Origin of the sequence: Mesorhizobium sp. M1227, from assembly GCF_040318315.1 — a bacterium.
GTDB lineage: Bacteria > Pseudomonadota > Alphaproteobacteria > Rhizobiales > Rhizobiaceae > Mesorhizobium.
The window spans coordinates 80,461-98,251 of the sequence record NZ_JAMYLZ010000023.1; the positions used below are offsets into that span (position 1 = coordinate 80,461).

19 protein-coding genes and 1 pseudogene are annotated in these 17,791 nt (G+C 61.0%); 14 read left to right on the plus strand and 6 right to left on the minus strand.

The features are described from left to right. Positions 1-118: 118 nt before the first annotated feature. Genes NKH28_RS23245 through NKH28_RS23255 form a run of 3 tightly spaced genes read left to right on the plus strand, consistent with a single transcriptional unit; the run spans position 119 to position 3,081 of the window. Entirely contained in the window at positions 119-1,510 is a 1,392-nt protein-coding gene (locus NKH28_RS23245; RefSeq protein ID WP_352767491.1) for a transaminase, read from the plus strand. A 3-nt stretch (positions 1,511-1,513) separates the two neighbouring features. After that, positions 1,514-2,311, plus strand: coding sequence for an SDR family oxidoreductase (locus NKH28_RS23250; RefSeq protein WP_352539265.1), 798 nt, complete (start codon positions 1,514-1,516; stop codon positions 2,309-2,311). Then, a complete protein-coding gene (locus NKH28_RS23255) occupies positions 2,308-3,081 on the plus strand; it encodes an SDR family NAD(P)-dependent oxidoreductase (RefSeq protein WP_352767268.1) in 774 nt (257 codons plus the stop codon). Before NKH28_RS23250 ends, NKH28_RS23255 begins: the two co-directional genes overlap by 4 nt. A gap of 150 nt (positions 3,082-3,231) precedes the next feature. On the opposite strand, the gene NKH28_RS23260 is transcribed toward NKH28_RS23255, so the two are convergent. The 3 genes from NKH28_RS23260 to NKH28_RS23270 form a co-directional block, all read right to left on the minus strand. After that, positions 3,232-3,474, minus strand: a complete 243-nt coding sequence (locus NKH28_RS23260) for a hypothetical protein (protein ID WP_352469668.1) — start codon at positions 3,472-3,474, stop codon at positions 3,232-3,234. 100 nt (positions 3,475-3,574) lie between these two features. Continuing rightward, a complete protein-coding gene (locus NKH28_RS23265) occupies positions 3,575-4,078 on the minus strand; it encodes a glutathione S-transferase N-terminal domain-containing protein (protein WP_352980523.1) in 504 nt (167 codons plus the stop codon). A 9-nt stretch (positions 4,079-4,087) separates the two neighbouring features. Beyond that, positions 4,088-4,957: an NmrA/HSCARG family protein gene (locus NKH28_RS23270; protein ID WP_352767485.1), complete on the minus strand. Its 870-nt coding sequence runs from the start codon at positions 4,955-4,957 to the stop codon at positions 4,088-4,090. A gap of 101 nt (positions 4,958-5,058) precedes the next feature. On the opposite strand from NKH28_RS23270, the gene NKH28_RS23275 reads away from it, so the two are divergent. Further along, positions 5,059-5,952 (plus strand): LysR family transcriptional regulator, encoded by an 894-nt coding sequence (locus tag NKH28_RS23275; protein ID WP_352767274.1) that lies wholly within the window; start codon positions 5,059-5,061, stop codon positions 5,950-5,952. A gap of 128 nt (positions 5,953-6,080) precedes the next feature. Here the strand turns inward: NKH28_RS23275 and NKH28_RS23280 are convergent, their stop codons facing one another. From NKH28_RS23280 to NKH28_RS23290, 3 genes are all read right to left on the minus strand, one after another. Further along, positions 6,081-7,142: an alkene reductase gene (locus NKH28_RS23280; RefSeq protein WP_352767483.1), complete on the minus strand. Its 1,062-nt coding sequence runs from the start codon at positions 7,140-7,142 to the stop codon at positions 6,081-6,083. Positions 7,143-7,174: 32 nt separating this feature from the next. Beyond that, entirely contained in the window at positions 7,175-8,203 is a 1,029-nt protein-coding gene (locus NKH28_RS23285; RefSeq protein ID WP_352980524.1) for an NADP-dependent oxidoreductase, read from the minus strand. Positions 8,204-8,573: 370 nt separating this feature from the next. After that, positions 8,574-9,440: a LysR family transcriptional regulator gene (locus NKH28_RS23290; protein ID WP_352980525.1), complete on the minus strand. Its 867-nt coding sequence runs from the start codon at positions 9,438-9,440 to the stop codon at positions 8,574-8,576. Between the two features lie 126 nt (positions 9,441-9,566). Here NKH28_RS23290 and NKH28_RS23295 point away from each other — a divergent pair, with 126 nt between their 5' ends. From NKH28_RS23295 to NKH28_RS23340, 10 genes and pseudogenes are all read left to right on the plus strand, one after another. After that, a complete protein-coding gene (locus NKH28_RS23295) occupies positions 9,567-10,187 on the plus strand; it encodes an isochorismatase family protein (protein ID WP_352980526.1) in 621 nt (206 codons plus the stop codon). Between the two features lie 145 nt (positions 10,188-10,332). After that, positions 10,333-10,758: a DoxX family protein gene (locus NKH28_RS23300; RefSeq protein WP_352980527.1), complete on the plus strand. Its 426-nt coding sequence runs from the start codon at positions 10,333-10,335 to the stop codon at positions 10,756-10,758. Between the two features lie 98 nt (positions 10,759-10,856). Beyond that, positions 10,857-12,083 carry a CE1758 family FMN-dependent luciferase-like monooxygenase gene (locus NKH28_RS23305; protein WP_352685392.1) on the plus strand — a complete coding sequence of 409 codons (1,227 nt, stop codon included), beginning with the start codon at positions 10,857-10,859 and terminating at the stop codon, positions 12,081-12,083. Positions 12,084-12,119: 36 nt separating this feature from the next. After that, positions 12,120-12,842 carry a CE1759 family FMN reductase gene (locus NKH28_RS23310; RefSeq protein WP_352469679.1) on the plus strand — a complete coding sequence of 241 codons (723 nt, stop codon included), beginning with the start codon at positions 12,120-12,122 and terminating at the stop codon, positions 12,840-12,842. A 32-nt stretch (positions 12,843-12,874) separates the two neighbouring features. After that, positions 12,875-13,087, plus strand: a pseudogene (locus NKH28_RS23315) (transposase); the annotation flags it as partial. A gap of 130 nt (positions 13,088-13,217) precedes the next feature. Further along, entirely contained in the window at positions 13,218-13,370 is a 153-nt protein-coding gene (locus NKH28_RS23320) for a hypothetical protein (RefSeq protein WP_352980535.1), read from the plus strand. 1,830 nt (positions 13,371-15,200) lie between these two features. Next, positions 15,201-15,932: a prolipoprotein diacylglyceryl transferase gene (gene lgt / locus NKH28_RS23325; RefSeq protein WP_352980528.1), complete on the plus strand. Its 732-nt coding sequence runs from the start codon at positions 15,201-15,203 to the stop codon at positions 15,930-15,932. A gap of 334 nt (positions 15,933-16,266) precedes the next feature. Beyond that, positions 16,267-16,542 carry a hypothetical protein gene (locus NKH28_RS23330; RefSeq protein ID WP_352980529.1) on the plus strand — a complete coding sequence of 92 codons (276 nt, stop codon included), beginning with the start codon at positions 16,267-16,269 and terminating at the stop codon, positions 16,540-16,542. A 638-nt stretch (positions 16,543-17,180) separates the two neighbouring features. Further along, positions 17,181-17,468 carry a hypothetical protein gene (locus tag NKH28_RS23335; RefSeq protein ID WP_352980530.1) on the plus strand — a complete coding sequence of 96 codons (288 nt, stop codon included), beginning with the start codon at positions 17,181-17,183 and terminating at the stop codon, positions 17,466-17,468. Between the two features lie 235 nt (positions 17,469-17,703). Further along, positions 17,704-17,791: transposase (locus NKH28_RS23340; RefSeq protein ID WP_352930159.1), on the plus strand; the 88-nt coding region annotated here is incomplete at its 3' end.

The following is a 17,791-nucleotide window of genomic DNA, read 5'->3' on the forward strand; positions in this document are numbered from 1 at the left end:
GACAGCAGCCGACCCGCCTTGCAGTCTATAACATACAAAATGCTGGTTCAAATAGTGAACCAGATTGGAACGCGCGCGCCCCAAAATAATCGCGCGGCAGGGAGAGTTAAGCGCTGTGATGGCTGCCAGCAGAAGCGATTCGCATTCAACGACCATTGGTGAGCTGCTCGACCGCGAGCAGGCGCGCTTCAGTGACACGCATCCGCGCTCAGCGGCGGCCTGGGAAGAGGGCAAGCAGCGTTTCCTCTATGGCGGACCCTCGCACTGGATGCGGCGCTGGGCCGGCGGCTTCCCGGTTTATGCCGCGTCGGCCAGCGGCGCCCATATAAGAGACATCGACGGTCACGACTATGTCGACTTCGCCCTTGGCGACACTGGCGGCATGTGCGGCCACGCGCCGGAGGCGGTGACTTGCGCCGCACTGCGCCAGTTGCAGAACGGCACAACGATGATGCTGCCCACGGAGGACAGCCTGTGGGTTGGCACTGAGCTGCATCGTCGCTTCGGACTGCCCTACTGGACGCTGACCACCTCGGCCACCGACGCCAATCGCGGCGCCATCCGCATCGCCCGCATGATCACCGGCCGCGACAAGGTGCTGGTTTTTTCCGGCTGCTATCACGGCAGCGTCGAGGAAGCGCATGTCGAGATCCGCGACGGCCGTGTCGGCCTGCGCAACATGATCCATCCCAACGGTGTCGACCATTCGGCCGTATCGAGGGTGGTCGAGTTCAACGATGTCGCTGCGCTCGAAACGGCACTCTCGGCTGGCGACGTCGCCTGCGTGCTGACCGAGCCGCTGATGACCAATTTCGGCATGATCCCGGTCGCCGACGGCTTTCATGACGCCCTGCGCGAGATCACCCGCCGCACCGGCACGGTCTTGATCATTGACGAGACGCATACGATCTCCAGCGGACCCGGCGGTTATTCGTCCGAGCATGGGCTGGAGCCGGACATTCTGGTCGCCGGGAAGGCCATCGCCGGCGGCATTCCGGCCGGCATCTTCGGCGTCTCGCAGGCGATCGCCGAGCGGTTGTGGGCCATCGTGCCGATGGTCAATCCGCGCGTGCGCCAGTCGGCGCATCTCGGCATCGGCGGCACGCTGGCCGGCAACGCACTCACCGTAGCCACGATGCGCGCTGTGCTGGAAGAGGTGCTCACGCCCGCCAACTTCGAAATCATGATCGGCAGAGCCTCGCGGCTGGCGGAGATGGCACGTGGCATCATAAACGCCAATAAGTTGCCGTGGCATGTGACGCAGATCGGCGCCCGCGCCGAGATCATGTTCATGCCCGATCCGCCGCGGAACGGCGCCGACGTCATCGCCGGCCGGCGCGGAGATCTCGAGACGCTGCTGCACGCCTTCTACATGAACGAGGGCATATTGGTGACGCCCTTCCACACCATGTTCCTGATGTGTCCGGCGACGACCGAGGCCGATGTCGACCGCCACGCCGAGGTCTTCACCCGTTTCATAGATCTTGTGCGTGGCGCCGGAGTCGTCTGAGCGATGGCGAAACCATTCGATCTCAGCGGCAAGGTGGCGCTGGTGACCGGCGGCGGACGCGGCATCGGTGCTGCGATCGTCACCCGCTTCGCCGAGGCCGGTGCTAGTGTCGTCATCGCCAATCGAACGTTCGATATGGCAAAAGCGCTGGCCGCCGAATTGTCCGCCCGCAAGCTTGATGTGCGTGCGGTTCCGCTTGCTGTGCTCGACCGCGCCAGGCTGCACGCACTGGTCGGCGACATCGTACGTCAGGCGAGCCGGCTCGACATCGTCGTCCACAATGCCGGCGGCTGTCCCTGGGCCTCGATTGAGGATCTTGACGAGGACAAGCTCGATGAAGCGCTGGCGCTTAACCTCAAGCCTTGCTTCTGGCTGGCGCAGGCAGCAGTGCCGGTGATGCGCAAGAACGGCTTCGGCCGCATCCTTGTCACCTCTTCAGTGTCGGCGCGCTTGGCGATGGCCGGCGGCGCGCATTACTCGGCCGCCAAGGCCGGCGTCAACGCCTTCATTCGGGGTGCCGCCTTCGAATTCGCGCGCGACGGCATTACCGTCAACGGTGTCGAGCCGGGCTTCATAGCCAAGCCGGGCAGGGGCACGATGAGCGCGCCGGAAGTTGCCGGGCGCCTCGGCCAACACATCCCCGTTGGCCATCTCGGCGAGGCGGACGACATTGCCTATGCCATGCTCTACCTCGCCTCGGAGCAGGCCAAATACACTACCGGCCAGACGATCGTCGTCGACGGCGGCTCAACGCTGCCGGAAACCGGCTTCGCCGTCGAGCGCCATTGGGGGCTGACATGAGCCGATGCCTCGAAGGCCGCAAGGCGCTGATCACCGGTGCTGCCACCGGAATGGGCCGCGCCACTGCCGAATTGTTCGGCCGGCACGGCGCCGAAGTCATCGCCTTCGGCCTCGGCGGTGAGGGACTGGACGGCGCCGTCAAGGCGAGCGGCGGTGCCGCCGTGCTCGGCGACATCACCAGCGCAGACGATGTCGCACGTGCTATCGACGCCTGCGGCGGGTGTCTTGATATCGTCGTAAACGCCGCCGGAGTGATGATCCTCGACGAGCCGGAGAGCCTGAGCGATGAGACCTGGGCGCGCAGCTTTGCGGTCAATGTGACGGGCGCCATGATGGTCTGCCGCGCCGCACTGCCGCTCATGAAAAAGCGCGGCGGCGCGATCGTCAACATCGCCTCCGTCGGCGCCTTCAACGCCAGCGGCCAAAATGCCGCCTATTCGGCCAGCAAGGCAGCACTCGTCTCCTACACCCGCTCGCTCGCCTTTGCACATGGCCCCGACGGCATCCGCGCCAACGCGTTGGCGCCTGGCTGGGTGCGGACGCCGATGAGCGTCTACGAAATGGAAGTGGCGGCAGCGGCCAACGGCTCGACGCCCGACGAGGAGTTCACCGCGCTCACCGGCCGTATTGCGCTCAGGCGTGTCGCCGAACCGTCTGAGATCGCCAACTGCTGTCTGTTCCTGGCTTCCGATGCCGCCTCCTTCGTCACCGGTGCTGTGCTCGTCGCCGACGGCGGCGGCCGTGCACCAACGCAAAACAGGGCAGTGTGATGCGACCTGACCAGTGAGGCTTGTCGCAGGCGAATGGCCAGGATACCGGCGCTCTGATAAGCGGCGCCACTTGTCTCACGCTGCTGCCTCTACCGACATTCAGATAGGGAAGACCGCGTTGATTTGCCCCGCCGCGCTTTTGGCTGCAATTCAGGCAGCCACGATGGCGCCAACGGTCGAACAGGCCAGGACTTGCTTTACACCCGCGTTCATAAACACCCAGAACGCGCGGCGATGGCAGGAATGGTCGATATGGTCGCGCGGATTGCCGTGCGAATACATGCACAACGCGCGTTTCGCTTTGCCTTCCGCGGTAATCGAGGCATCTGAACAGAAAGCATATCCGACAATATTGCCGCGGACTGCCTTCCGGACGCCCACATAGGTGAACAAGTACGCTCCCGTGGTGAACCCGACCCAAAGCGCTTCTCCCACTGGCGAAGAGACTGCACCATCAAGGTCCGGTGTCAAACACCCAGTTTCGAACCGGCTCTCAGACCGCCTGCTGCTGGAGCCGCATGTTCTCGCGGTACAGGCTGATGTGGTCCTTGAAAATACCGCCGACACAATCCTGGAAGGTCGGCAGCGTCGCGATGTCGATGGCGGCGCCCTTGGCAAACCAGGCGATGATCTCGTCGGATTCCGTCATATACTGTCCCGGCGTTAGCTCGACAGTTGGAAAGCCGACCTTGGGCAGGTGCGCGGCGAGCTTCTCTGTGATCTGGCACTTCTCTTTGCTGCCCTGTTCGACCAGCCGGATGTCGACCTGGTCGAGCAGTCTCGCCTCAAGCAGGAACACGCGAACCTTCATGCAGAACGGGCAGCCATGGAGCAGGTAGACGATGGGCTTGAACACGGTATTGGTCATGGCAAATGCCTTTTGCCGGATGCACTGCGGGTTGGCCGTGGGGCGGCTATGCGCGCTCGAATATGCCGCCGCATGACCCCGTTCGGCCGCCGGCGTTGCAAGCGCACCGGCAGGCCGATATTCAGACATGCGGAATGATCAAGCCAAAACAGCGATTTCCGCTGCGAAGTCGCGATAGGAGCGCAGCGGGCGACCCAGCATGCCGGTCAATCGATCAACATCCCCTGCCTCAGGGACCATGCCAACCACAAGGAAGCGCTCGGCCATGAGACGCATGTCGAGCGCCATCCAGCTCGGTGCGTAATTTCGGAGGTTTTGCTCGAACCCAGCGGTATCGTCGCCGCCATAGTGGATCGTCCGCCCAAGAACATTCGACCAGATGGCGGCGACATCGGCACCGGTCAGCGTGTCGGGACCAACGACATTGATCCGCTTGAGAGGAAGCGGCTCGCTTGCCTGCTCACGGCGAACCAGCTCGATGGCTGCGATCTCACCGAGATCGCGCGCGTCGACCATCGCGATGCCTTTGTCACCGATCGGCATCGGATAGACACCGTGACCGAGCACCACGTCCTTCACCGAATAGTCGTTGTTGATGAAGTATGCAGGCCGCAGGATGGTGGCGTTGAAGCCCAGCTGCTCCAGCATGCGTTCGACACTGAACTTACCGGCGAAATGCGGCACGTTCACGTAGATGTCGCTGTGAAGCACGGACAGATAGACGATCCGCTTGATCCCGGCCTCATGGGCCAGATTGAGGGCGATCAGCGCCTGGGTAAACTCGTCGGGCACCACGGCGTTGAGCAAGAACAGGGTGGACACGCCCGACAAGGCCGTGCGCAGCGCATCGACGTCAAGCAGATCGCCTTCGGCGAGGGCAACGGCGGCTGGTAAATTGGCCTTCGAGGGATCGCGGACGAGCGCGCGCACATTAGCGCCGCGCTTGATGAGCTGATCGACGACATTGCGGCCGACGGTTCCGGTTGCACCGGTGACGAGGATAGTCATGTGGTCACTCCTGCTTTTATCAGATCGTTAGCGCTATTTAGGAGTCCACAAACGCACCGGAAGCTGCCATTTGTAGACACCCTGTCTCACTGGTGGAACACATGGACCTGCTCGCCCTAGCCGACTTCAATCTGGTTGCACGTCATGGTGGATTCGGGCGAGCCGCGCGCGCCACAGGGCGCCCCAAGGCGACGCTCTCGCGGCGCGCCGCAGAACTGGAGAATAGCTTGGGCCTACGCTTGTTCGAGCGCGGGGCGCGTGCCCTGAAGCTCACGCAGGAGGGAAAGGACCTGCATGAGCGAACCAGTCGCTTGCTGACGGAAGTGGAGGAGACGGCCGCAGCGATTGCGTCGGGAGACCGGGAACCGCGTGGAAATTTGCGGATCAGTGCACCGTTGCTCTTCTCTCAACTTGCGATGGGTAAGCTGGCGGCAGGCTTCTCGCTCAAATATCCCGACGTTATCCTTGAAGTCACGACCGAAGACCGTGCAGTCGACATGGTCGAAGAAGGGTATGACCTGGCCATTCGCGTCAATCCGCGTTCCGATGAAAGCCTGGTGGGACGGGTCTTCATGCGTGATCGGCTTGTGATCGTGGCGAGCCCGCAAGTGGCGAGACCGCGAGACGGAGACGCCGCTCCCGCTGTCGTGCGGAGCTCGGACAGAGGACTCTCGTTGTGGAATATCAAACCGGACACGGGGCCGACGACGATCGCGTTCACCCCGGTGCTCAGCCTGTCGTCGCTCATCATGGTTCGCGATGCGGTCGTCATGGGCGTGGGTGCGGCACGGTTGCCGGTATCGCTCGTGAGTCATGATCTGGCCGCCGGCACGTTGGTGCATTGGGGGGACGTGGATGGTCCGGATACGGCCCTGTGGACGCTCTACCCGTCGCGGCGCCTGTTGAATGCCCGCGTTTCCGCCTTTCTCGACCATCTGAGAGGAGCGTTCCCAAAAGGAACTCCCGACGAATTGGCAGCGTTCATTCGGATTTGAAGCCGCCACGGTTACCTTCTGTCGGCCAACGCCATCACCCACGTCGCGGGCCAGCTTGATCCAATAACGCAAGCGACGACCGCCAGAAGGTGGCTGCTGCAGTCCGATGAACTACAGCAGCCGACGCATCAGCCCGCAAGCCGCGGATAGTCCGTGTAGCCGGCCGCGCCACCGCCATAGAAGGTGGATGGATCGGGCTCGTTGACGGGCGCGCCCAACCGTAGACGCTCGACGAAGTCGGGATTGGCCAAAGCCCAACGGCCGATCGAGGTCATGTCTGCCTGGCCCGAGACGATGTCCTGGTCCAGGGCTTCGCGTGTGCGGCCAAGCCGCAGCACCATCAGGGTCGTGGGCCACGCACGGCGGATGTCGGCGAGGAACTCGTCGCCCCCGCCATACATCAGATGGAGATAGGCCAGCTTCAGTGGTGCCAGCGCGGCGACCAGTTCGCGATAGAGCGCAGGACTCTCCGGACCTTCATCAAGCCCGCCCAAAGGCAGGCCTGGCGAAAGGCGGATAGCGGTGCGATCGGCGCCGATCTCATCGGCGACAGCCTGCGCCACTTCGACGGCGAACCGAATGCGGTTAGCGATCGGCCCGCCATAGGCGTCGGTCCGGTGATTGGCGTTCGGCGCAAAGAACTGATGGACGATATAGCCGTTGGCGCCGTGAATCTCGACGCCGTCGGCGCCGGCATCGATAGCCAGCCGCGCGGCCCGCCGGAAGTCCTGCACCGTGGCGGCGACTTCCTCGGTCGTCAGCGCGCGCGGCTCGGGGATGGGCTGCATGCCGCTCGCAGTGAACATCTGCTCACCGGGCGCGACGGCCGATGGGGCGACGGGCTGACGGTGATGCGGCGTGTTGTCCGGGTGCGACATGCGGCCGACATGCATGAGCTGCAGGAAGATCTTCGCGCCTTTTGCATGAACCGCATCGGTGACCTTGCGCCAGCCAGTGACATGTTCGGGCGCGTGGATCCCCGGCGTCGCGAAATAGCCCTGGCCATCGGCCAAGGGTTGCACACCCTCGGTTATCAGCAGGCCAAGGGAGGCGCGCTGGGCGTAGTATTCAGCGGCGTGCTCGCCCGGTACGCCGTTGAACTCGGCACGGCTGCGAGTCATCGGGGCCAAGGCCAGGCGGTGGGGCAGGTCCATTTGGCCCACGCGGACCGGACTCCAGATAGTCGTCATGATAAACTCCTTGAAAGTTGAAAACTTGGTGATCAGCGGGTGAAATCAGCGACGATCTTGCCGGGTGCGCGGCCGGTGCGATTGCGCTCGATTGCGGAAGCCAAATCATCGAAGCCCACCACGTCGGCGATCGTCGATCGCAGGGCGCCGACGGCGACCTGCTGGGCGATCGCGGTCAGGCGCGCGGTATCAGGTTTGTTCGATAAAAAGACGCCGCGGCGGCCTGGCGGCGTACGTGATGCGAGGTCCGTGGCGGCGATGCTTACGAGAAGGCCATCGGGCGACAGGACTGCCCAGGAGCGGTTCACGACCTCACCACCGACGAGGTCGACGATGAAATCGATGTCGCGCGCAAGCATCTCGAAGTTCTGCTGCCGATAGTCGATCACCTCGTCCGCGCCGAGCGCCCGGACATGTCGCAGGCTATTGGTCGAGGCCGTGGCAAAGACCGTCGCTCCGGCTGCCTTGGCGAACTGGACGGCAAAGCCGCCCACGCCGCCGGCTGCGCCATGGATCAGCACCCGCCGTCCGGAGAGGTCGAAATCCGCCGCCTGAATGACATGCCAGGCTGTCATCGCCGCGACCGGAATGGCCGCCGCCTCCACGTCGGACAGTGATGCCGGCGTCAGGACGAGCTTCTCGGCGTTGATGACCAGATGGTCGGCGTAGGCTCCGACGCCACCGATGGCGGCCATAACCCGATCCCCGGGCTTCACGCCTGTGACGCCGGGGCCGGTCCGAAGCACGACGCCGGCCATTTCGATGCCAAGCGTCGCGGGCAGGGTCAGCTTGAAGCGCTCGCGGAGGTAGCCTTCACGGATTTTCCAGTCGATACCGTTTACCGCGGCGGCCTTGACCGACACCAAGACCTCGCCCGGACCCGGCTCGGGCGCGGATACGCTATCGACTGTCAGCGATTCGGGGCCGCCATAGGCTTGAAGACGTAAGGCTCGGCCGGGGGCAAGCGGTTCGGATGTGGAGGCCCCGCGCTTGAGATCAGCGGATTGGATCATGTAGGTTCTCCTTCTTGGCAGAAGGTATGCGTTCGAAATCCGCGCCATAAGTCATCGAAATAAGACAGTCTGTCTCGCTGGAGAGACACCTAATGGCCTTCCGGCGTCTCCAATTTCGTATTTGTGGCCTGATCCGTACGGTGCTTTTCGGCCAGGCGGAAAAGCGGTCGACCGACGGCGACCTTGTAGCGGCGCGTGATCGGGCTCGTCGATCATCAGCGCCAGGATCAGATGGGCCATGAGCCACCTTCGGGCGAGCCGCTCATCGCGTGCTGGAAGCTTATGGGTGCCCATGCCGCTCTTGAGCCGCTTGAAGGCGAGTTCTGCCAGTGTCTCGATCGAATACTAACCATAGCCTTCGCGCCGGGTCCGCAGAGTGCACAGCCGCCGGTCTCCATGGGCCGTCGAGCGCCCGTCCTCAGCCGGCGTGATATTCGAGCATGATGTCGATCAGCGCTCTGACTTTGCGTGGCGGAAAGTCGCCGGGTGGACGCACCACATAAAGCCCTGCCGCGACCACCGTGTGGTCGGCAAGCAGGGGGATGAGCGCACCGGAGGCGATGTGGGGCTCGATCAGGAAATCCGGCAGGGCCGCCACGCCGAGTCCGGCCAGCGCCGCCGAAAGGAGCGCTTCGCCGTTATCCGCCTTGAAACGACCGTGAGGATGGACCGCGATCGTTTTGCCTCCCTCGACGAACCGCCATGCTTCGGTCCCCTGCAACAGGCACTCGTGATCCGCCAGTTGGCCAAGCGTTTGCGGTGCCCCATGCCCGGCGATATAGGCGGGGCTGGCGACAAGCATCCCGGATATGGGCCGAATGCGTCTGGCGATCAGGCTCGAGTCAGGCAGAAATCCCGCCCTGATTCCCGCGTCGAAGCCCTCGGAAATCAGATCCACGAAACGATCGCTGTAGGCTGCATGAACATGCAGCAAGGGATGGCGTCGAGCGAGTTCGGCAAGAACCGGGGCGACAAGCCTCGGCCCGCCAGACAGGGGCGCGGCGATACGCAGAAGCCCGCGCACCGCGCCATCGGGTGCCAGCGCATCCTGTGCCGCCTCGAACTCGCCGAGGATGCGAGTGGCGTGGTCGCGGAACGTCGCCCCGGCCTCCGTCAAGGCGGCGCCGCGAGTCGTGCGAGAGAGCAACTGGCTTCCGAGCGTTTCCTCCAGCCGAGCCAGTCGGCGGCTGACGACGGATTTTGCGACGCCCAGCCGCCGCGCGGCAGGCGATATGCCTCGCCCCTCCGCGATCTCCACGAAAGTCCTGACGTCCTCAATCTCCATAGCGTTCCGCTTTCAGCAACAATCAATCGCAAAACCGGAGGCTATCTTAAGCCGACAAGGAACGCCATCCTTTGTGGGTCAGTTCATCCGGCATAGCCGCGCCGGAGCAACCCCATGGAGAAATAGATGAGCTTGCAAGACGTGTGGAAATACGAAGAATCTGCGCTGGTGCTGATCGACTACCAGCCGGAAATGTTCAGCCAGATCCGATCCGAAACGCCGGCCAACCTGGTCGAGCTCAACGTGCGGCTACTGATCAGGGCTGCACGGGCTTTCGACATGCCCATTATTCTCTCGACGGTCGGTGCGAACATGGGTGTCAACGGCCCCACGGTTCCGGCGATCCTCGCCGAACTGCCCGGCATCGAGGTGATCGATCGCTCGACAATGAACTCGTGGGAAGATCCGGCCTTTCGCGCCGCGGTCGAGAAGACCGGCCGCAAACGGCTGATCATCGGCGCCCTCTGGACCGAGATCTGCCTTGCCTTCCCGGTCATCGATGCGCTCAAGGACGGCCATGACGTGGCTTTCCCGGTCGACGCCGTCGGCGGTCGGTCGCAGCTTGCCCACAGCACGGCGATCCAGCGGCTCACTCATGCCGGGGCGGTCCCCAGTACGGCCTTGGCCGTCGTTACCGAACTCTTCCGTGACTGGGCGGGGCCGGTGGCCGACAAAGCCCGCACGCTGGTGTACTGGTATTACGAGGAGCTTGCGAAGCTGCAGGGTCCGGCCGCAAAGGCCGCCTGAAGCGCCAGGCCGAGCACGGTTGGAGCGGCGGGGAAGCCTCTGACAGGGCCGATTTTTCCCGCCCGTTCTACCGGCAGCACCGGCGAGCCCCGCATAGTCGGCTCTCCCGCCGCCAATTTCCCTATTTTCGAAAAGGACGATCAAAATGAACACTCAAACCGGCGCCGTTCGCGGCCCCATCAATCGTTGGAGCCTGGCGCTGTGGATCGCACAGGCGCTCCTGGCTCTCCTCTATCTGGCAGCCGGTGGCGCGAAACTGATACAGCCCATCGACGCGCTCGCCGCGAGCATGAGCTTCGTCACCCATGTACCGGAAGCCGTCACACGGCTGATAGGCACTCTCGAAGTGCTGGGCGCTGTCGGTCTCATCCTGCCGGCCGCGACGCGGATCAAGCCTTGGCTGACGCCGCTGGCGGCTGTCGGGCTTTCACTCATACAGGTGGGGGCGATCATCACGCATGCGCTGCTCGGCGAGACGGCCAAGATGCTGCCCATCAACCTGACGCTGCTCGCCTTGTCCTTGTTCATTGCTTGGGCCCGGCTGCGGAAAGCCAAGATCCCGGCTCGCTGAGCATGGCGAGTCACGAAGAGGGTAGGCCGGCCCGCCACTCGCGGATCACGACCCGTTGACGCAGACATCTACCGACATCGAGCCCCTGGAGCTTCAAAATGCAGTTCGGAATCTTCTCTGTCAGCGACGTAACGCGCAACCCGATCACAGGCGTCACGCCGAGCGAGGCGCAGCGGATCGATGCGATCGTCAAGATCGCGAAGCGGGCGGACGAGGTCGGGCTCGATGTCTTCGCCATCGGCGAGCACCACAACCCACCCTTTTTCTCGTCCTCGCCGACGACTCTGCTCGCCCATATCGCCGCGCAGACGCAGCGCATCATCCTCAGCACCGCCGTGACGCTCATCACGACCAATGACCCGGTGAAGATCGCGGAAGACTACGCGATGCTGCAGCATCTCTCGAAGGGGCGGATGGACCTGATGCTCGGCCGCGGGAATACAGTGCCGGTCTATCCCTGGTTTGGGCAGGACATGCGTGACGGCGTCGCACTGGCGCTCGAGAACTACAATCTGCTCCACAAGCTGTGGCGCGAGGACGTTGTCGATTGGCAAGGCAAATTCCGGACCCCGCTGCAAGGCTTCACGTCGATCCCGCGTCCGCTCGACGACGTTCCTCCCTTTGTCTGGCACGGCTCGATCCGCACTCCGGAGATCGCCGAGCAGGCGGCTTTTTACGGGAACGGCTATTTCGCCAACAACATCCTTGCGCCCAACCTGCACTTCCTGCCGCTGGTGAACTTCTACCGCGAGCGGTTCGAGCATTACGGACACGGCACCAAGGAGCAGGCCGTCGTCGGGCTTGGTGGCTATGCCTTCATCGCCAAGCGCTCGCAGGACGCATACGGCCGATTCCGGCCCTATTTCGAAGGCAGCCCCATCTACGGAAAGACCTATCGGCTGGAAGAATATTCGCGCGATACGCCGCTCAGTGTTGGCAGCCCGCAGGAGGTCATCGACAGGACGCTGAGCTTCCGGGAAGCCTTCGGCGACTACCAGCGGCAACTCTGGGTTCTCGACGCCATGGGATTGCCGCTGGAGATGGCTCTCGAGCAGGTCGAGCTGCTGGGCACTGAGGTGGTGCCCGTGCTCCGCAAGGAGATGGCGGCGCGACGCTCGCCGGGCGCCGCCATAGCCCCGACGCACCGGAGCCTGGTGGAAGTCAAGTATGGAGACCAGCCGCCGCGCCAGCCGCGTCCGAATGCCAATCGCGGAGACAACCTGACGGATGTCCGGCCGTATCACGATACTGATGAAAACGTTACAGCGCGCGCCCCGCTGGTCGTGGGGCAGGCCGCCCGGTCCGGCAATGTCGCAAAGCGGTAGGCCCCCGGTGGTGTCTTCAGGGAAAGGATTAGAGAGATGACGAAGACCATCGAGAACAGGGGGAAGCCCATACGGCTCGTCGTGGTGAACGCAGGCGTAAATGATCCCTCCACAACGCGGATGCTGGCCGACCGCATCGCACAGAAGAGCATCGAACGTATCACTGGTACGGGAAAGACCGCCGTCCTTAGCGTCATCGACCTGGCTCCGCTTGCAGTCGATATTGCGCGTGCCGTGGTGGCCGGATTTCCCGAGGCCAAGGTGCAGTCCGTAATCGAAACGCTTGCCGGCGCGGATGCCGTCGTTGCCGCCACGCCAGTCTACAAGGCCGGTGTCAGCGGGCTGTTCAAGTCGTTCATCGATATCCTCGACAACGACTTGCTCATTGCCAAACCGGTGATCCTCGCCGCGACGGCCGGCACCGCTCGCCATGCGATGGTCGCGGACGCGCAGATGCGCCCGCTTTTCGCGTTTCTGCGCACTTTTCCCGTGCCGACGTCGATCTTTGCTGCCCCGGAAGATTGGGGGTCGCCGGAGCTCGGCGGTCGCATCGATCGAGCTGCTACCGAGCTCACCCAGTTCCTGTTGAGTGGCACCAGCCGATCCATCGCGGACGCGGCATGGAAAGGCTATCAACACCAGTTCGCAGGCAATGCGGCGCGCGCGGAGCGCAGCGCTGCCGATGTCAATTTCGACACCGATCTGATGAAGCTGGCCGCAGGAGGGACGGCTGTAGAGCGGATGATCGTCAGAGGCTGAGGGAGCTGAATTTCCTTGCCCAATCCTTTGGCCTAGTTACCGCTTGCGGCCGCATCTGCATGCACAGGAAGAAGATCAACGTCTCGACCGTGCTCGCCGGTCAGAGGCTGGGAATCAAGGAGGTCGACGACGGCATTTGGCTCGTCAGCTTCATGCATTACGATCTCGGTTATATCGACTTGGAACAGAGGACCTTGCAGACCATCGACAACCCGTTCGGCACGAGGTTGTCACCCATGTCTTAGGTACAATCTGTTACCTATGTCTCCGGGTTGGACAAAGGTAGTTATGGTAGCGGGAGAGCGCTACCGCCTTTCCCCACACTCATCGAACTGCCAATTCCGGCTTCGCTGCTGTGGCTGAGCGATTTGAGCCCTGCCTCGCGACACGTTTGAAATCTACCGCGACAGCGCCGACCCGGTGCGGGTGATATGCGACCACATCTCGGGCATGACTGACGCGTTCCTGCTCAAGACGTACGACAGGCTATTCAGTCCCCGGATGGGCTCCGTCTTCGATAAGCACTAGAACTGGCCACTTTCGGTATCGTTGGCCCCGTGATTGGAAATGTTTTCAATCCATTGTGCAACGCGGGTGCTGGCCGGACCACGATGGAACTCCTGCATCGAACGAAGGTGACTGTTCGTCGATCGAGCAGACCTGCCACATCACAGCCAGCGAGTGGGAAGAGATGGTCCTGGCCATCTCTCCCCAGTGTCCGTCACTGCTCTGAAGGTGAAAATATCGGGCACCCGACCGACCGCGTAACACCTCGCGGATGCCGGGAAGCGGCCGAGGCGCTGCGTTCGCTCGTCGGTGAGGTGGTTCTTTCGCCCGGTAGCAAGCGAGGCGAGGTCATCGCCGAGCGGTGAATTGATCGGCATCCCTTGACTTTGCCAATCCTCGGCAAACCATCGGATTGGAGAAGTTAGACTAGGACAAAGGTCGAAGCCTGTCCCCGCAACCATTTCTGTCATAGTACGCTAACCGTCCCGGTCAGACCGGGGCGGTTTTTGCGTTAAAAGGTCGGGAATTGGCCGATTGCGCCAGAAAGGTGCCAGTAGGCGCGACGGGAAATGACGGCATTGGGCCGTGAACGGAATTGCCGCTTGTCGACGGCATCACCTCGGAAGCCTGGTGTCGGCTCTCGACTCTTTGTGCTCATCTATCGAAAGCGATAACGGCATTAAGCCCAGGCACAGAGACGCTGGGCGGTGGTCGCATCGGACCGATACCCGAGGCGGGTCCAACGCAAATAACAGAGCAAGTTCCCGAGCCATTGTGCAGTCACTGGTTTATTTTGCCTCGCCACTTGTCGGAGGTTGGGCATCGATCGGCGCTCTCCGCGACAGGACAGCAGATATCACCGCCCCTAAGACCGTACAAAGAGCTACGCAGATCACAACTAATATACCCGCGCCACCGGCTGTCGTGGGCTCAACCCAAGCCACAAGCAGGAAACCCAACAGTAGGCCTGCACATCCGCCTGCCCCAAGTTTAAACACGTGCTCCAGCATAGACTTTTATCCCCCGAGGGTTGACAGGAAGCCTGGACCAAATTTGTCAGCCCAATCGCGAATCGCCACTCGGAGTTGCTCCAAGTTCCAGCCCCCCTTCCATAGTTTTGGATCACTTTCGATGTCATCCGACCACTTTCTGAAATATTCTTCGGCCTGCGGGTACGAAGTTACGTTAGATAGATCAGCTACCAGAACTAGTGCATCGTGCTTACCTTTGGAGGAGGATGGAGACCAAGCCAATAGATATGGCCCTAGCCCGTTCAGTTGAGCACCGGTCGCCTTAGCATCGCCGATGGCCTCTTTGCCCATGACAATCGAGTATTTGTCGACTGCGGACTCACATGCATTTCTTGGTCTTGACCTCTTGTTTAAGACAACGGCATCAGCATTCGACTCCATCGGCCATATAGTTACCATCTGTTCCGCTTTTGGCACATCTACGGCAGACGTGTGAGGAAGCGCGGCCATGTAGGCCTCACAAATCAACAAATGTCGGTCTCGTGTAGTGGGTGCTGCGTGAGACGGAAACGCCACGATTCCGTAAGCCGCGAAGTCGTCTGGAGGGTACTGCGTAGGGCCGGCGAAAAGCCTCGTGGCTGAAATTTCTTGAGGCCGCGGCATACAAGCAATCACCATTAGAGAGGCAATTGTCCAGAACGCGAATAGCCGCAGAGTAGCTGGAGTGATCATGGCGAATAACATGCTCGATCTTGGCGCAACACTAAAAACATAGTAGCAGCAATTTGCTGCAGCTGTTAATCCCGAGGCTCGGTGCCCAGGTCACAAAATGGACCCAGGGAAGCCTTGATGACCCTCACACCCGATGGAAGGGTTATGAATGCACGTACAGTTGCGGTCGTACGGCCTTCTCTATGTCGCAGGCCTTTGTGTTTCTTGGATACTAATTCGAGCAGCGGCCAAAAAATACAATGTCATGACAGCAAATGACGTGGATAACCTGATGTTCTGGATGAGCGTCGGTTGCGTCCTCGGTGGTCGTATTGGCTATGTTCTCTTTTATGGCATCGCCTTGGGAACCTCTCCGATTGAAGACTTGTTCCGGTTTAATCGAGGTGGAATGTCGTTCTTTGGTGGGTTAATTGCAGTAACACTCACTATGTACATTTTTGCATGGAAAACAAAAAAGAATCTTCTTTCTCTAACTGATTTAGTGGCCGGCTCCGCTCCAGCAGGTCTTTTTCTTGGACGGATTGGTAATTACTTTAATAGAGAAATTTTTGGGCCGCCGACTTCGTTACCATGGGCGATCACCGATCCATCCGATGGAATCGCTCGGCACCCAACCCAGCTCTACGAGGCGCTTCTTGAGGGAATTGTCCTGCTCGTGATCCTCTATCCGATACTCTGGCTTCGTCCGCCTGCTGCAAAACCAGGGTTGGTATCGGGTCTTTTCCTTGTTCTGTACTCTTTCTTTAGAGCGCTAATGGAACTCCTGAGAGATGACAGTTGGATCACTGGGGTGCCTTTCAGTATTTCACAAGTTCTATGTATCCCCGTCGCCGTTGTTGGACTCTATCTAATTTTTCGTACGACTAGACTTATTGATTGACCTAACATGCCGCAGCATTTGGTCTCATTCCGTGAATGATCCGTGCCTGCTGCTTAAATCGGCGCCATGGATTGGTGGAACGTAGGTTTAGCTTCGGCAAAGGCTCCGATCGCGCTTCTTCGGGATGGCGAGTGGTCACAATTAGATGTTGTCCGAGTTCCGGCTGCATAGGTGTCGCTATCGCTTTCGTCGGCGTGTTCGGCCCCTCAAAGCAACAGAGCTGGCGAACGACCACGATCGGCCACGCGCATCACCAACGCCATCGGTCATCGACCGCGACTGACCACACCAGGTTGCGCTGCCAGATGATTTCTGCACGGACCGGAACTTCACCATGATCGCAAAGTTCTGCCAGGAACGAGGGCTTAAGCACCAGACGCGGCATGTGCAGGCGATATGGCCGAACGGCAAATATGAGACCTATCGGCTCCATTGCTTCAGCGATGCCGCATCTGCAGAGGCCTTTCTGGATCACTTTGAGGGGCTGAGGTTCGATCCGAGGCAGGATCGGGAGAATGGAAAGGTGCGAGGCGTCTGGCGCCGCACCGGCGAATACACGCCAGTTCTCGATCTCGGTCCGCTCAGCGTACCAGAGATCTTGCGCAGCTAAGCCACGAGCTTTCGGGGCGAACTGTCTTCACCGAGAGCGATCCAGCGGGAAGCGGACGCAGCAGCTCAGCCTCAGGCTTTGTCAAATTGATCCAGGCCGCCCAATCCTCGTCTGTCGCGCCGGCACTGACAAGTGTCTTTGCCGTGCTTTGAAGCGTGCGACCTAGCTTTGAAGGGAGTATAACAACTTTAGCAGCGGTAGCTTCCACCGTTCAACCGCAATAGTAGTCTGCCGGCGCAGGGGTGTTCACCAAACTGGAAGCGACACAAACTTTGTCGCGGGGTGCCCCCCTGCCGCTCATCTGAGCTGACAACTTGCGTAGCGTCTGGCAGTCGTGGCTTTCTTCACCTGGAAGACGGAGGTGGGCGAGTATGGCGTACATCCAAGATAACGCATGGCCTCTTTTCTGGTGGACCGCCGCTGCTTTGCTGTTTGTTGTCTGGCCGATATACACTTTGGTAGGCTACCAGCTAATCTAACGACGACTGAGGATCGCGCTTGGGGATGGCTACTCCAAAGCAGCGGCATACGCCGAAGCAACTAAGGGCGTTGCGGTCGATCCGTCAGGTGCCCAATTTGCATATGCCCTGCGATGGCGGGTTTGCCTTTGCCCGGCGGCCGACATTTTGCGGGCTGACATGGTAGATCAAAAGCAAATCGTCCTGACGGCAACAATCGAGACCCAAAATCCCTACGTGGCTCGGATTGTGCTCCAATCTACTTTTCGCCAGAGGCTGCTTGGCTCTGTGGTAGCTCGCCTGAAGGGAATGATCTCCAATCAGCCCACCGATGAAAAAGCAGTAAATTCCTCCGAAGATGACCTTTCTGCGTCTATTCAACAGCTTTCAGAAGCTGTTCGGGAGCTTACTGCCGTAGTTCGACACCTACCTACCACTCAGGCAAAAAGCAAAGGTAAAGGCAAGTAGCCTCACCTGTTCCAAGGATGGTTCTGATCAACGGCCGCCCTTTGATGCCTTGATGTACGAGCCGATCATATAGGCTCGGTCTTGCAGCGACATGGTCGGTCTTGCAGACACTCTCAAGATTATCGCGGTCCAAGAACTGTGCTGGGTCGAGGTTAGGTGGGCGCCTACCGGGTGACCTTGCCCCTCTGATCTAATTCGGTTTGAAGTTCGTTCTGGCCGACGAGAGGACCAGGACATGAAACGTAGCCGCTTCTCTGAAGAGCAGATCATCGGAATTTTGAAGGAACATGAGGCCGGGGTATCGGTTGCCGATCTGTGCCGCA